At 60.8% G+C, this 14,215-nt stretch carries 13 protein-coding genes; 7 read left to right on the top strand and 6 right to left on the bottom strand.

The window, feature by feature from the left end; translation table 11 throughout:
* Positions 1-3: 3 nt before the first annotated feature.
* Both ACQY1K_RS11270 and petA read right to left on the bottom strand, forming a co-directional pair.
* Positions 4-1,293 (bottom strand): cytochrome b, encoded by a 1,290-nt coding sequence (locus ACQY1K_RS11270; RefSeq protein WP_430257382.1) that lies wholly within the window; start codon positions 1,291-1,293, stop codon positions 4-6.
* A 13-nt stretch (positions 1,294-1,306) separates the two neighbouring features.
* Positions 1,307-1,897 carry a ubiquinol-cytochrome c reductase iron-sulfur subunit gene (petA, locus tag ACQY1K_RS11275; protein WP_062455741.1) on the bottom strand — a complete coding sequence of 197 codons (591 nt, stop codon included), beginning with the start codon at positions 1,895-1,897 and terminating at the stop codon, positions 1,307-1,309.
* A 368-nt stretch (positions 1,898-2,265) separates the two neighbouring features.
* On the opposite strand from petA, the gene ACQY1K_RS11280 reads away from it, so the two are divergent.
* On the top strand, positions 2,266-3,204 hold the full coding sequence (locus ACQY1K_RS11280; RefSeq protein WP_430257383.1) for an endonuclease/exonuclease/phosphatase family protein: 939 nt from the start codon (positions 2,266-2,268) through the stop codon (positions 3,202-3,204).
* On the opposite strand, the gene ACQY1K_RS11285 is transcribed toward ACQY1K_RS11280, so the two are convergent.
* The 3 genes from ACQY1K_RS11285 to ACQY1K_RS11295 all read right to left on the bottom strand — a co-directional run bounded on the left by ACQY1K_RS11285 (position 3,191) and on the right by ACQY1K_RS11295 (position 9,327).
* A complete protein-coding gene (locus ACQY1K_RS11285; RefSeq protein WP_192077212.1) occupies positions 3,191-5,071 on the bottom strand; it encodes an ABC transporter ATP-binding protein in 1,881 nt (626 codons plus the stop codon). The two genes, ACQY1K_RS11280 and ACQY1K_RS11285, sit on opposite strands and share 14 nt — an antisense overlap.
* 154 nt (positions 5,072-5,225) lie before the next feature.
* On the bottom strand, positions 5,226-7,139 hold the full coding sequence (locus ACQY1K_RS11290; RefSeq protein ID WP_092660351.1) for a HAMP domain-containing methyl-accepting chemotaxis protein: 1,914 nt from the start codon (positions 7,137-7,139) through the stop codon (positions 5,226-5,228).
* 337 nt (positions 7,140-7,476) lie between these two features.
* Positions 7,477-9,327 carry an ABC transporter ATP-binding protein gene (locus tag ACQY1K_RS11295; protein ID WP_430257384.1) on the bottom strand — a complete coding sequence of 617 codons (1,851 nt, stop codon included), beginning with the start codon at positions 9,325-9,327 and terminating at the stop codon, positions 7,477-7,479.
* Positions 9,328-9,666: 339 nt separating this feature from the next.
* Here ACQY1K_RS11295 and ACQY1K_RS11300 point away from each other — a divergent pair, with 339 nt between their 5' ends.
* The 4 genes from ACQY1K_RS11300 (at position 9,667) to ACQY1K_RS11315 (ending at position 12,449) form a co-directional block, all read left to right on the top strand.
* On the top strand, positions 9,667-10,131 hold the full coding sequence (locus ACQY1K_RS11300) for a tRNA (cytidine(34)-2'-O)-methyltransferase (protein WP_430257385.1): 465 nt from the start codon (positions 9,667-9,669) through the stop codon (positions 10,129-10,131).
* 57 nt (positions 10,132-10,188) lie between these two features.
* Positions 10,189-10,335 (top strand): type II toxin-antitoxin system RelE/ParE family toxin, encoded by a 147-nt coding sequence (locus tag ACQY1K_RS11305; protein WP_174196420.1) that lies wholly within the window; start codon positions 10,189-10,191, stop codon positions 10,333-10,335.
* A gap of 2 nt (positions 10,336-10,337) precedes the next feature.
* Positions 10,338-10,649 (top strand): addiction module antidote protein, encoded by a 312-nt coding sequence (locus ACQY1K_RS11310; RefSeq protein WP_430257386.1) that lies wholly within the window; start codon positions 10,338-10,340, stop codon positions 10,647-10,649.
* A 147-nt stretch (positions 10,650-10,796) separates the two neighbouring features.
* Positions 10,797-12,449, top strand: coding sequence for a Na/Pi cotransporter family protein (locus tag ACQY1K_RS11315; protein WP_062582924.1), 1,653 nt, complete (start codon positions 10,797-10,799; stop codon positions 12,447-12,449).
* A gap of 9 nt (positions 12,450-12,458) precedes the next feature.
* Here ACQY1K_RS11315 and ACQY1K_RS11320 read toward each other — a convergent pair whose 3' ends face one another.
* The gene (locus tag ACQY1K_RS11320) at positions 12,459-12,716 is read right to left on the bottom strand and encodes a hypothetical protein (protein ID WP_062455715.1); all 258 of its coding nucleotides are present in this window, start codon (positions 12,714-12,716) and stop codon (positions 12,459-12,461) included.
* A 187-nt stretch (positions 12,717-12,903) separates the two neighbouring features.
* On the opposite strand from ACQY1K_RS11320, the gene hemF reads away from it, so the two are divergent.
* Both hemF and ACQY1K_RS11330 read left to right on the top strand, forming a co-directional pair.
* Positions 12,904-13,815: an oxygen-dependent coproporphyrinogen oxidase gene (hemF, locus tag ACQY1K_RS11325; protein ID WP_430257387.1), complete on the top strand. Its 912-nt coding sequence runs from the start codon at positions 12,904-12,906 to the stop codon at positions 13,813-13,815.
* 141 nt (positions 13,816-13,956) lie between these two features.
* Positions 13,957-14,214, top strand: a complete 258-nt coding sequence (locus ACQY1K_RS11330) for a hypothetical protein (RefSeq protein WP_430257388.1) — start codon at positions 13,957-13,959, stop codon at positions 14,212-14,214.
* Position 14,215: the final 1 nt, after the last annotated feature.

Here is a 14,215-nt window from a genome sequence, read left to right on the forward strand (position 1 = left end):
CGCTCAGGCATTTGCCTGAGCGGCCGCGACGCCGGCATTGGCTGTTCTGCCCTGTTTCTCCAGCACCGCTTCCGTGATCGAATTCGGAATGCGGCGTGGTGTCTCGAACAGGCCGAGCAGCGGCATGATCACGAGGAAGAAGCCGAAATAGTAGGCCGTCCCGATCTGCGACAGCACGACGAAAATGCCTTCCGCCGGCTGTGATCCGAGCCAGCCGAGCAGGATCGCGTTGACGACGAAGATCCAGTAGAACGTCTTGTACCAGGGCCGGTACACGGCCGAGCGCACCTTCGACGTATCGAGCCATGGCACGAAGAACAGGATGATGATCGCACCGAACATCACCAGCACGCCGCCGAGCTTCGAGTCGATAAACAGGAAGTTGAAGGTGATCGCGCGCAGCATCGCGTAGAATGGCAGGTAGTACCATTCGGGCACGATATGTGCCGGGGTCTTCAGGGCATCAGCCGGGATGTAGTTGTCCGGATGGCCGAGATAGTTCGGCATGTAGAAGATGAACCAGGCGTAGACGATCAGGAACACCGAAACGCCGAGCGCATCCTTGAGCGTCGCATAAGGCGTAAACGGCACCGTATCGGTCTTCGTCTTGATCTCGACGCCGGTCGGATTGGTCTGGCCGGTCACATGCAGTGCCCAGATATGCAGGACGACGACGCCCGCAATCATGAACGGCAGCAGGTAATGCAGCGAGAAGAAGCGGTTGAGCGTCGGCTGGTCGACGGCAAAGCCGCCGAGCAGGAACTGCTGTATCCATTCACCCACCAGCGGGAAGGCCGAGAAGAAGCCGGTGATGACGGTGGCACCCCAGAACGACATCTGTCCCCAGGGCAGAACGTAGCCCATGAAGCCGGTCGCCATCATCAGGAGATAGATGACGACGCCGAGGATCCAGAGGATTTCGCGCGGCGCCTTGTAGGAGCCGTAGTAGAGACCGCGTCCGATATGCAGGTAGACGGCGATAAAGAAGAACGACGCGCCGTTGGCATGCATGTAGCGCAGCAGCCAACCATGGTTGACGTCGCGCATGATCTTCTCGACCGAGTCGAACGCGTCGACCGTCGATGCGGTGTAATGCATGGCCAGCACGACGCCGGTCAGGATCTGTACGATCAGCATGACCGCAAGCATGGCGCCGAACGTATAGGCGTAGTTGAGGTTTCTCGGCACCGGAAACGAGATGAAACTGTCATGGATCAGACGCGGCAGCGGCAGCCGCTGGTCGACCCATTTTTCAATGCCGGTGGATGGCTGGTAGGACGAATGATCGCTCATGAGAATGCTCCCCTCACCCGATCCGGATCACGGTATCCGACGCAAATGCGAACGTCGGGATGGCCAGGTTTTGCGGAGCAGGTCCCTTACGGATACGGCCTGCCGTATCGTAGTGCGACCCATGACACGGACAGAACCACCCGCCGAAGTCCCCGGACTGACCGAGCGGCACGCAACCCAGATGGGTGCAGGAGCCGATCATCACGATCCAGTTTTCCTTGCCGGCGCCGGCAGAACGATCGACGCCGGATGCTTGCGCATCGGCCGGCAAGTTGGCATTGCGCGCCACCGGATCCTTGAGCGCGGCAAGCTCAACCTTGTTGGCCTCTTCGAGTTCCTTCGGCGTCCGGTTGCGGATGAACACCGGCTTGCCCCGCCATTTGACGGTGAGCGACATACCCGGCTCAAGAGCTGCGACATTCACTTCGATCGATGCGAGCGCAAGCGTCGATGCATCAGGCCGCATCTGGTCGATGAACGGCCAGGCAACAGCCGCGACGCCCACGGCGCCAGCCATGCCGGTAGTCAAATATAGGAAATCGCGCCGCGTGGGTTCACCCGAATGGGGCTCCACGCGTGCACTATGCGTATCGTGCTCGCTCACGGTCAGTCATCCTCTCACGCTCCAGCGGATAAATCCGCATCGCTCCTCCGCGCGGCTCCCCCGACACACTCATGCCTTGGGAATCCCAGCAAATAGCGCCTCATGTGCTTGATCGCAGATAAAGTCCCAACTTGGCAAGTGCCTGCCCGCCACATTCTGGCCAGGATGCGGACCGTCCCCCTGTATTGCCGGATATGCGCCGCATTGGATCGAACTGCCCCACCCCGGGACGCGCGGGCGTGGCGAAGCGGCCACAACCCCAGATCGCCTGCCCTTCCTTGCCCCTGGCCGGGCCTGTTGCGTTGCCAGTGGCGGAACGGCATGCTAGGCGGCAGAAAGCTTCATGGCAGCCGGCTCGGAAATCCTGAATGAGAAAGACGTTATCGGTCGCCATCTGCGTCATCGTGTCGCTGGTCCTTCTCGCGATCTTGACACGCTATCTGCGGCCTCACTGGATCCTCGCAACGCTGCACAGCCTGCAATTTCATGCGGCCGCGGCCTGCGTCGTCGCCATGGCGGTCGCGCTTCTTATCCACCGCAACCTCGCAAGCTATGCCCTGCTTCTGGTCGCGCTGCTTTTGACCGCGCACCCTCTGTGGATGGCGCGCGAAATTGCGGCGGAGGTCACGCCTGCCGATCAGAGCGCACCGACCTTCCGGCTGATGTCCTTCAACATCCTCTCCGAAAACTACGAAAATGCCGAGGGCATCACCCGCGCCATCCTGTCATCGGGCGCCGATGTGGTGAACATCATGGAAGGCGAATCGCTTTACGAACATCTGACGCAGATCGCCACGGTCTATCCCTACCGCGTCGGCTGCGGCGTGCTCATGGAAGAGTGCGACCAGATGATGTTTTCAAAAACCCCGATCGAAAGCGCTTCGGTTCGAAGCCTGAGCAATATCTTCGACAATCGCTTTATCATGGGCGAGGTCACGGTTTCCGGGCGCAAGGTCCATGTCGTCGGCATCCATACGACGAAGCCGTATTTCGACAACTTCCACACGATGGAACTCATGAATGCAGCTCTCGCCATCACCGCCACCGATGGCCCGCTGGTTCTGTCAGGCGATTTCAACGCCTCAAGCCTGCCACCCAACATGCGGATGTTTCTGAACTCGACGGGTCTGAAGACAGCAGCCTTCGAGCCGCCCACCTGGCCAGTCCGGGCGCGGATGCTGGGTCTGGCGATCGACCACGTCTATGTGCGTGCCCCGCTCAAGATAAAGTCGCTCACCCGCATGCCGAACACCTACGGCTCCAACCACGCCGGGCTGATCGCCGACATCGCGATTACCGGACCTTGACCACGTCGCCTTCGTCTTCGATCCCCAGAAACCCGCCAGACTGGCGCGACCAAAGGTCCGCGTAGAGACCGCCCGCCGCAATCAGCTCGTTATGGGTCCCCTGCTCGATGATGGCGCCCTTGTCCATCACGATCAGCCGGTCGAGCGTCGCGATCGTCGAAAGCCGGTGCGCGATCGCGAGCACGGTCTTGCCCTGCATCAGCCGCTCCAGATTGGACTGGATCGCCGCTTCCACTTCCGAATCGAGCGCCGATGTTGCCTCGTCCAGCACCAGGATTGGCGCGTCCTTCAGCATCACCCGGGCAATCGCCACCCGCTGTCGCTGTCCGCCCGACAGTTTCACGCCGCGCTCGCCCACATGCGCATCGAACCCGCGGCGGCCGCGCTGGTCGGTCAGCGTCTGAATAAACCCGTCTGCCTCGGCCTTCTTGGCCGCATCGAGAAGCTGTGCGTCGGTCGCATCGGGTCTCCCGAACAGGATGTTGTCGCGAAGCGAGCGATGCAGCAGCGACGTGTCCTGCGTCACCATGCCGAGATTGGCACGCAGCGACTCCTGGCTCACCGTCGCAATGTCCTGCCCGTCGATGAGGATGCGCCCGCCCTCCAGATCGTAGAAGCGCAGCAGCAGGTTGACGAGCGTCGACTTGCCCGCACCGGATCGTCCGACGATCCCGATCTTCTCTCCCGCCCGGATGGAGAGCGACAGGTTGTCGATCACGCCCTCGCCCTTGCCGTAGTGAAACCGGATATTTTCAAACCGAATCTCCGGCTGCTCCACCTTAAGCTCCGTCGCGCCGGGCACGTCCACGAGCCCGATCGGCTTTGAGATCAGCTCGGCCGCATTCTGGACGGTGCCGAAATTGCGCATGATGCCGTTGAACTGGGTCATCAGACGGCCAAGCAGGAAATTGAGCCGCAGTACCAGCGCCAAGGTAAAGGCGACCGCGCCGGAACTGATCAGCCCGGACAGCCACAGATGGATCGACAGCGCCGCCATGCTGCTGATCATGATGCCCGACAGCAGCGCCATCGACGCCCGGACGCCGGTGATGAAACGGGTAAAGTGGATGAGCGTGGTCTGATAGGTCTCAAAGCCCTGCCGCATGTAGCGGTCATTGGCCTCGTCGCGCCCGAACAGTTTCAGCGTCTGGATGTTGCTGTAGGCGTCGACCATGCGGCCGTTGAGCATGGAGGCGGCCTCCGCCGTCTCGCGCGAGTGATAGCGGATGCGCGGCACGAAATAGCGGGCCAGAAATCCGAATACCAGCACCCAGACGCAGACGAGTACCCCGAGCCGCAGGTCCAGCCCGCCGACCAGGACGAGCATGGAGACCGAGTAGATCGTGACGAACCAGACGCTTTCCATCAGCGAGGTGACGAGATCGCCCGCCGCCTGCCCGCCCGACCAGACCTTGGTGACGATCCGGCCGGAAAAGTCGTTCTGGAAAAACGACAGCGATTGCCGCGCCACATGCATGTAGGACTGCCAGCGCATCAGGTTGTAGAACCCGGGCGTAATGATCTGCTGGTCGATCAGCGCGGTCGACATCGTCACCAGGAAGCGCACGACACCGATCAGCACCAGCATGCCCAACAGCTCGCCGCCATGTTGGTCGAGCAGCACCGTCCAGCCGTCACCCGGCTTGATCGTCGACAGGATATCCACGAGCCGCCCGACGAACCAGAACAGCGCCGCCTCGATCGCCGCCGTCAGACCACCCAGAATAAGCATCCCGAAGAACGGCGCCTTGGCCTGCGAGATGTAGAACCAGATAAAGGCGAACACGTCTTCGGGCGGACGCAGATCGTCCTTGCGCGCAAACGGCTGAACATAATTTTCGAAGGCGCGGAAGAGACGAATGATCATGCCGCAGGATATAGGCGGATTTCGAAAGGGGCAAAGGCTGGGATGCGGCTGTCGCCGGATAATTCCGCAATCGCCCCCTTTTCATAAGGCGGGCTTCAAAACGAAAACGGCCGCCGAAGCAGCCGTTTCCAGAACTCATCATTTTGGCAGAGGATCAGAACTCCGACCATTCCTGCTTGGCCGCAGCCTGACCTCCGCCGAATGCCGAGGCAATCCGGTTGCCCATTGCACGCACGGGTGACTGTGCCGGTCGCGATGCAGGCGTGGCCGAGCGGACGGCACTGCGTCCCTCTTCCAGCTTGAACTGTGCCAAAAGCTCGATCAGCGATGCAGCCTGCGCGGCAAGGCTGTGGCTGGCAGCCGTCGTCTGCTCTACCATCGCCGCGTTCTGCTGGGTGCCCTGGTCCATATGATTGACCGAGGTGCTGATCTCCGACAGACCCGTCGACTGCTCACGCGAAGACACGACGATCGAGGCGACGTTGGTGTTAATCTGCTGCACTTCGGTCACGATCGATTGCAAGGCAGCCCCTGTCTGGCCGACCAGCGCAACGCCGTCACGCACCTTTTCGCCCGAAGCACCGATCAGAACCTTGATCTCGCGCGCCGCTTTCGCGGACCGCTGGGCAAGTTCGCGGACTTCCTGGGCAACGACCGCAAAGCCTTTGCCGGCCTCGCCGGCCCTGGCTGCCTCGACACCGGCGTTCAGCGCCAGAAGATTGGTCTGGAACGCAATGTCGTCGATCACGCCGATGATGTTGCCGATCTCGCCGGACGACTTTTCGATCGCTTCCATCGCAACGACGGCCTGGCGAACGATATCGCCGGACTTTTCGGCACCGTCGCGGGTGTGCTCGACGAGCTTGCCGGCTTCTCCGGCACGGGCTGCCGAATCCTTGACGGCCGTCGTTACCTCCTCGAGCGCCGCAGCGGTCTCTTCGACCGATGCCGCCTGCTGCTCGGTACGCTTCGACAGATCGTCTGCGGCTGAGCGTATCTCGTTGGCACCGGCATCGATCATCCGGGCATTGTCACCGACCGACCGAAGGACAGTCTGCAGATTGTCCATCGAGGCGTTGAAGTTGACGCGGAGCTGATCGAGCTGTCCGGCGAACGGCTGTCCGATGCGGAAGGTCATATCGCCGTGCGAGAGGGAGTTCAGACCGTTGGCAAGACTATCGACGGCAAACGAAACCTCGGCCGCCTCATGCGCCTTCTGCTCCTCGCGAGCAATCCGCTCGCTCTCGCTCATCGAACGGTTGGCCTCGGTTTCCCGCTCCAGGCGCTCGCGCTCCAGGGCGTTGTTGCGGAACACGGAGACGGCTGCTGCCATCTCGCCGATTTCATCCTTCCGCCCCGCGTAAGGGATCGCAACCTGCGCATTACCGGAGGCAAGCGTGTTCATCGAACCGGTAATGTCGGCAATCGGGCGCGCAACGCGGAAGTAGGACAAAAGCCCTGCAGCAAGCGCGAGAAGTGTTGCGAAGACGACGACGACAATCGTCGAGATGGCTGCAAACCGTGCGGCGCTATCTGCGACCTTGCCGTATTCGAGGCTGTGCAGCCGGTTGTCGTTGATCATGTCCAGCATCACATCGCCGGCCTCGCCGCCTTTGGGCACCATCTGCGCGATGACGGCCTTGGCCTCATAGACGCGCGAGGCCCCCAGCAGGCTGACGAACTGAGCTCCCAGCTTGTCGTAATCGGCAACGATCGCCTCGAGCTTTTCGATCTTGTCCTTGGTCACATCGAGGCTGGCCGTGTCGGCGAATGTCTTGAAAGCCTCGGCACGCTCCTGCGTCTTGGCGCGGATCTGATCGAGCCACTGCTTCTGGTCAGCGGCATTGCTGGCCGAAAGCGCCATCAAATAAAGACGCCGGATATCGGACAGGATCCTGTCCATATTGGAGGTCATCACCGAGCGTTCCATGCGACGGCTGATATTGGACGTCTGAGCATCGAGCTGGTTGACGGAGCGCATGGCGAGTGCGCCCTGAAGGATCACCAGAAGAACGGTGATGCCGAAGAGAGCGGGCAGAAGAAACTTGATCTTTATCTTGCTGAACATCTGGGACCGGAGCCGAAATGAGAGGGAGTTTAATCCCTCGAGACTTGACAGCTTTAGATAAAGAAAAACTTACTGCGTCTCGGCCATAAAAAAATATTAGCGTCGTCGCAAATACCTGACATTGTTGAATGTTTCGCTGGCCGCGGCGTCGTTCCCTAGGGAGCCGCCGAGAGCGTGAGCGACCATCCCGGGGTGGCTCGGAACATGCGCAACAAGTTATGAATCGTTGGCGTCGCGCCCTCCCGCCGATCGGAAGCGTCCAGCGCCCATCGGACGCGTGACGACCGTTGTCGGCCGCCGGTTTCCCCGGCGACCGTGAGCCTCTTCCGACAACGGTTTACTCGGCAGCCTGGCCCTCGTCCTCATGCCCGATGAAGCCGCCGGACTGACGGTTCCAGAGGTCCGCATAGATGCCGCCCTGATCCGCCAGTTCGCGATGCGTGCCGGTCTCGACGATGGCGCCCCGGTCGAGCACGATCACCCGGTCCATCTCCGTGAGTGTCGACAGCCGATGCGCGATGGCGATGACCGTCTTGCCCTGCATCAGGGCAAACAGGTTTTCCTGGATTGCCGCTTCGACTTCCGAATCCAGCGCCGAGGTCGCCTCGTCCAGCACCAGGATCGGCGCATCTTTCAGGAACACGCGGGCGATCGCGATCCGCTGACGCTGGCCACCCGAAAGCTTTACGCCCCGTTCGCCCACATGCGCGTCGAGCCCCTTGCGCCCCTGAAGATCGACAAGGCTTTCCACGAAGTCCCAGGCATTGGCCCGCTTGGTCGCCTCAATGATCTCGGCATCGGTCGCGTCCGGCCGGCCATAGGCGATATTGTCGCGGATCGAGCGATGCAGCAGCGACGTGTCCTGTGTCACCACGCCGACCAAGGACCGCAAACTGTCCTGCGTCACACCGGCAATGTCCTGCCCGTCGATGGTGATCCGCCCGCTTTCCAGATCGTAGAACCGCAGGAGCAGGTTCATCAGAGTCGTCTTGCCGGCACCGGAGCGCCCGACCAGGCCAACCTTCTCGCCCGCCTTGATATCCAGCGTCAGCCCGTCGATGACGCCCGCTGCCTTGCCGTAATGGAAGCGCACGTCGTCGTAGACGATATGGCCTTTCGCCGCCGAAAGCTTCGACGCATCCTCGACATCGGTGACGTCATGCGGCTTGGTCATCATCGACATGCCGTCATAGACCGTGCCGATATTCTCGAACAGCGCCGAGACTTCCCACATGATCCACTGCGACATGCCGTTGATGCGCATTGCAAGGCCGATCGCGATGGCAATGGCGCCGATCGAGATCGCGCTGTCCAGCCAGAACCAGATCGACAACGTCGCGACGGCAAACAGTGCCGCGCAGTTGTAGAAATAGACCAGCACCTGGAACGCGGTCACCTTGCGCATCTGGCCATGCACGGTCTTAAGGAACACGTCCATCGCATCCTTGGCATAGTCTTCTTCGCGCCCCGCATGCGAAAACAGCTTCACCGTTGCAATGTTGGTGTAGCTGTCGACCACACGCCCGGTCATCATCGACCGCGCATCCGCCTGCGCTGCTGAGATCTTCCGAAGCTTGGGGACGTAGTAGGCGACGGTCGCCGAATAGAAGGCGATCCAGACCACCAGCGGCACCGCAAGCCGGATATCCGCGACCGCAACCACCGCCACCATCGAGATGAAATAGGTCGCGACGTAGACGAAGACGTCGAGCACCTTCATGACAACTTCGCGGATCGCCAGCGACGTCTGCATGACTTTGGTCGAGACGCGACCGGCAAACTCGTTGGCAAAGAATGTCATCGAGTGGTTGAGCAGGAACCGGTGCATCTGCCAGCGGGCGATCATCGGAAAATTGCCCATCAGGATCTGGTGCATGATCAGCGAATTGAGGCCGGCGACGAGCGGTAGCCCGACAAGCACCATCAGCGCCATGGCGACCAGCGTCATTCCCTCGTTCGCAAGGAAGGTCGAACGCTCGGCATGTGTCAGCCAGTCGACGATATTGCCCAGAAACTGGAACAGCATCACTTCGCCGAGCGCGATGAACATCGTGCAAACAGACATGATCAGCACCCACGGCCAGACCGGCTTGGTATAGTGCCACAGAAAGGCAATGAGGCCAGTAGGCGGCAGGCTTGGGGTCTCCTCGGGATAGGGGTGAACCTGCCGTTCGAACCAGGAAAACATGGATAGCTCCGTCAATCGGATCCGCTTTAAGCAACGCAAACGCGCCGACGGCGGACCGGTCAATTATGTGGTGAGCGAAGCCGAATATCGGCCGCGCAAAATACAAAGGTGGAAAAGGACTGCGTGAAACCGCGGACGCCTAAGCCTGTCGGACAAATACCGGGGGGCGGAGGCGCGTAAGCACGGTCATATCCATGTAGGCCTCCATAGGCTGGCGTTAAAGATCGATGCCCTTTTACCCGTTGATTGCCATTTTGAAAAGTCCCAAATCCGCAGCAATCCGATCGAAACCGCGCAGAACCGCTTGAGCCGGAACGGCGGCTCGGCTTAAGGAAAACCATGACAAAGCTGCGCATCGCCCTCTACCAGCCCGACATTCCCGGCAATACCGGCACGATCCTGAGGCTCGCCGCCTGCCTCGGCCTCGGCGTCGATATCATCGAACCGGCGGGCTTCGATATTTCCGATCGCAACCTGAAACGCTCAGGAATGGATTACCTGGCAAACGTCGAACTTACCCGCCACGTCAACTGGCAGCAGTTCGACGACTGGCGGAGATCCGAAAACCGGCGGCTGGTCCTCGCCTCCACAAAGGCCGCCCAAGCTTACGTGGACTTCCAGTTTCAGCCCGGCGACATCCTGCTGTTCGGCCGCGAGAGCGCCGGCGTTCCGGACCTCGTCCACGAAACGGCGGATGCCCGCATACTGATCCCGATGCGCGAAGGACAACGCTCCATCAACGTCGCCATGTCGGCCGCAATGATATCAGGAGAGGCGCTCAGGCAGACGGGTTTCGCCTCATAAACCTCACGCGCATTTCGCATCTTTTACACGCCTGAGTTTACTCTATGATGCGGAGAAATGCGTGTCGATCATGGCCTTGGCTACCGGCTCTATTTCATAAAGCGCGGAGACACCGTTGTCGTCCTTCTGTGCGGTGGCGACAAAAGCAGTCAGCAGCGCGATATTGCCGAGGCAAAGCGACTCGCAAATGAGTGGAGAGATTAGCCATGCCCCTCGAGACCCGTCTATTCGATCCTTCGGAATATGTGGATACCGAAGAAGGAATCCACGAATTCATGGTCGCAGCCTTCGAGGAAGGCGATCCGGCCTTCATCGCCAAATGCCTCGGAACCGTCGCCAAGGCCCGAAACATGAGCAAGCTTGCCCGCAAAACCGGCATGAGCCGGGCGGCGCTCTACAAGGCTTTGAGCGGCGAAGGCAATCCGGAATTTACCACAATTCTGAAGGTGATGAAGGCTTTGGGTCTTGAACTCATGCCGGTCCCGGCGAAAGAGCAGGCCACCGAAGACGCTGCCTGATGTCCTTTTGCCCCCACGCCAAAACGCGTAAAAAACTGTCGCGAACAGTGATTTGCACATCGGCGTAATCGGCCTATATTCGTTAGCCGGCAATTCATTATCGCACTTCATTCGATAGGAACCGTCCCCGGGCGAAGACAATCCGATATGCAATCCACCATCGTGATCATCAATCTTTTCGGCGCCGTGGCCCTGCTTCTGTTTGGCCTTGCGCAGGTCAAGGATGGCGTCACCCGCGCCTTCGGGACACGCCTCAAGACGGGTCTAGCCCGCGGCACCAGCAGCAGCCTGCGCTCCTTCGTCTCCGGCCTTGTCGCCACGATCGCCCTGCAAAGTTCGACCGCGACCGCACTGACGCTCGCTTCGTTTGCCGAACGCGGCATGGTGCGTCCACGCATGGCGCAGATCGTGCTCCTCGGCGCCAATGTCGGCACCGCCGTTACCGCTTGGCTGGTCGCGACCGGCATCGAGTGGCTGTCGCCCCTTCTCATCCTCATCGGTCTGGTCATGCTTCGCGGTGCATCGCCAGCCCGCAAAGGCGGCGGCACGGCCATGATAGGCGTCGGCCTGATGCTGCTGTCGCTGCATCTGCTTGGGCTCGCCACCGAACCGATGCGCCAGTCGCCGGCGCTCGCGGCCTTTATCGGCCTGCTCGATGACGCGTGGCCGGTGGCGCTGATCCTGTCGGCGGTTCTGGCTTTCGTTTCGTCGTCCAGCCTGGCGGTCGTGGTGCTGATCCTCTCGCTCGCCTCGACCGGAAATGTCTCCGCCGGCCTGGTAATCGTGCTCATCCTCGGCGCAAATCTCGGTGGCGCCATTCCGCCCGTCGTCGCCACTCTTTCTGCGCCGGCTGCTGCAAGACGCATCACGCTCGGCAACCTTGTAACCCGCGGCATCGGTTGCGCCATCGCGTTGCCGCTCGCGGGCCCTGTCGCCGATGCCGTTCAAGCCCTGCCGCTGTCGCCGGAAAAGCTCCCGGTCGATGCACACCTCGCCTTCAACATCCTGCTTGCGCTGGTCGTATTCCCGTTCTCAGCCCAAGTCTCCCGCCTTGCAGCTCGCCTCGTCCCTGATGATCCGCAGCGAGACGACGGCCCCCGCTTCCTCGATCAGGACGCGCTCGACAACCCGGTGATGGCGCTCGCCAATGCGACGCGCGAAGTGCTCGGCGTCGGCGACACTATCGAGCGCATGCTGATCCGCACCGAAAATGCCTTCAAACGTAACGATATCGCCCCGCTTGCAGACATCGCCGGGCTCGAGTCACGGGTCGATCACCTTCATCAGGATGTGAAGCTCTACCTGTCGGAACTGGGCCGCACCGGTCTCGATGCGGAGAACGCCCGCCGCTCCATCGCCATCATCGATTACGCTATCAACCTCGAACATATCGGCGACATCATCGAAAAGGGCATCGCCGAACAGGTCCGCAAGAAGATTGCGCACGGCCTCAAGTTCTCGGACGACGGCTTCGATGAATTGCAGGTGCTGCTCAGCCTGACTGTGGACAACCTGAGAACCGCCCAGACGATCTTCCAGACGGGCGATCTGGCGCTGGCGCGGCAGTTGATGGAAATCAAGGTGGAAGTCCGCCGGCTCGAAAAGCGGTCCGCCGAAAAGCATCTGGAGCGGTTGCGCGACGGACGACTGGAAAGCCTGCAGACCAGCTCGCTGCATCTCGACATGCTACGTGACCTCAAACGCATCAATGCGCACATCGTGTCGGTTGCGCATCCGATCCTCGATGACAGCGGCGCACTGATCGAAAGCCGCCTTCGCCTCGCCGAACCCGGCGCCTGAGGGACTTCCTTAGTCCGCCGTCGGAAGTCTCCGCATGGTGAACTCGATGCGGTCGCCCTCCAGCTGGCGCCAGCTTTCCACTTCGGTCCAGTAGGCAGCCTTCGGAAATTCGTCGAACCATTGCCGCGCTTTTTCGCGGGCATCCTCGCGGGTCATCAGAAATGTCTCGCGCACGAACATACTGCCCGGTCCGCCGGCCTGTTCCTGCCGGTGGCGGTGAATTCTGCGCTTCAGCCCGTCGAGTGGCGGGGGTGTGAATTTCGCCATCAAACCCTCTTATCGGCACCTGGTGACATCAAGATAATATGGTCTCACACGCATTGCGAGTCTGTTTTCCTGGCTTAAAACGGGCGGCCTCACGCGCTTGGGAATGGCCGGCGCAAGTCTGAGATGCTAAGTGCCGCCGGCGAGGATACGGAATCAGATCAAAGGCATAGCGGAAAAGGAAAAGACCATGGAACGGCCGGCATTGCCCAAGGAACTGCCCGAAAATCTCGAAGAGAAGAAGGCAGCCGCGCGAGCCTGGTTCGAAAGCCTCCGTGACACGATCTGTGCTTCCTTCGAGGCTTTGGAAGACGAGCTGACCGGCCCGCTCTCCGATCAGCCGCCCGGCCGCTTTACCCCGAAGAACTGGCTTCGCAACGAGGGCGAAGGCGGCGGCGGCACGATGTCGATGATGGAAGGCCGCGTCTTCGAGAAGGTCGGCGTCCACACGTCCACCGTCCACGGCGAGTTTTCCGAAGAATTCCGCAAGCAGATCCCCGGCGCCGACGAAGACCCCGCATTCTGGGCGTCGGGCATTTCGCTCATCGCCCATCCGGTCAATCCCAATGTGCCGGCAGTGCACATGAACACCCGCATGGTCGTCACCACCAGCCAGTGGTTCGGTGGCGGCGCCGACCTGACGCCGGTCCTCGACATCCGGCGCAGCCAGGAAGACCCCGATACCCAGCTTTTCCACCGGGTCATGGAAATCACGTGCAATCGCCACGCCGTCGCCGATTACCCGCGCTACAAGGCATGGTGCGAAGACTATTTCTTCCTGAAGCATCGCAACGAGCCCCGCGGCGTCGGCGGCATCTTTTTCGACTGGCTCCACTCGGATGCGGAAAAAGGCGGCTGGGATGCCGATTTCGCCTTCACGCAGGATGTCGGCCGCGCCTTCAACCTCCTCTACCCGAAAATCGTCCGCGGCAATTTCAACCGGCCCTGGACCGAAGAGAACCGCGACGAGCAACTGATCCGTCGCGGCCGCTACGTGGAGTTCAACCTTCTCTACGACCGCGGTACCATTTTCGGCCTGAAGACAGGCGGCAATGTGGAATCGATTCTATCCTCGATGCCACCGGCAGTCCGCTGGCCCTGATCATTTTGGCACGCCCGGGCAGTCTGCTCTCAAGAAATTGATGACTGTAAGGCCACTGGTAGTTGTCATCTGCGAAAAATTCGATGTTCGAATCGGTGTGTTCGGTGCTAGCGTGCGGTCTGGTTGCACGGGAGAACAGCCATGACCCCATCAAACAGCCTGACAAAACCAAGTCCATACCCCGTTTCGAAGTTGATGAAGACGCCCGAATTGGTCGAGCGTCTGGCCGTCGAAATGCGAGCCAGAAGCGGTGGCGAACTGCCCCACGCTTTCTGTGTCGAGCAAGTGAAGCGGCAGCTTGCCGGTAAGTCGGCGGAAACCGGTGCGGCCAATGCCGCTCACATGATGATTCCCGCGGAGCGGGCATCCGTATTCCACTCCTGGGCAATCTCCGAATAGG

The sequence above is a fragment of the Neorhizobium sp. IRS_2294 genome (genome assembly GCF_050500145.1).
Lineage (GTDB): Bacteria > Pseudomonadota > Alphaproteobacteria > Rhizobiales > Rhizobiaceae > Neorhizobium > Neorhizobium soli.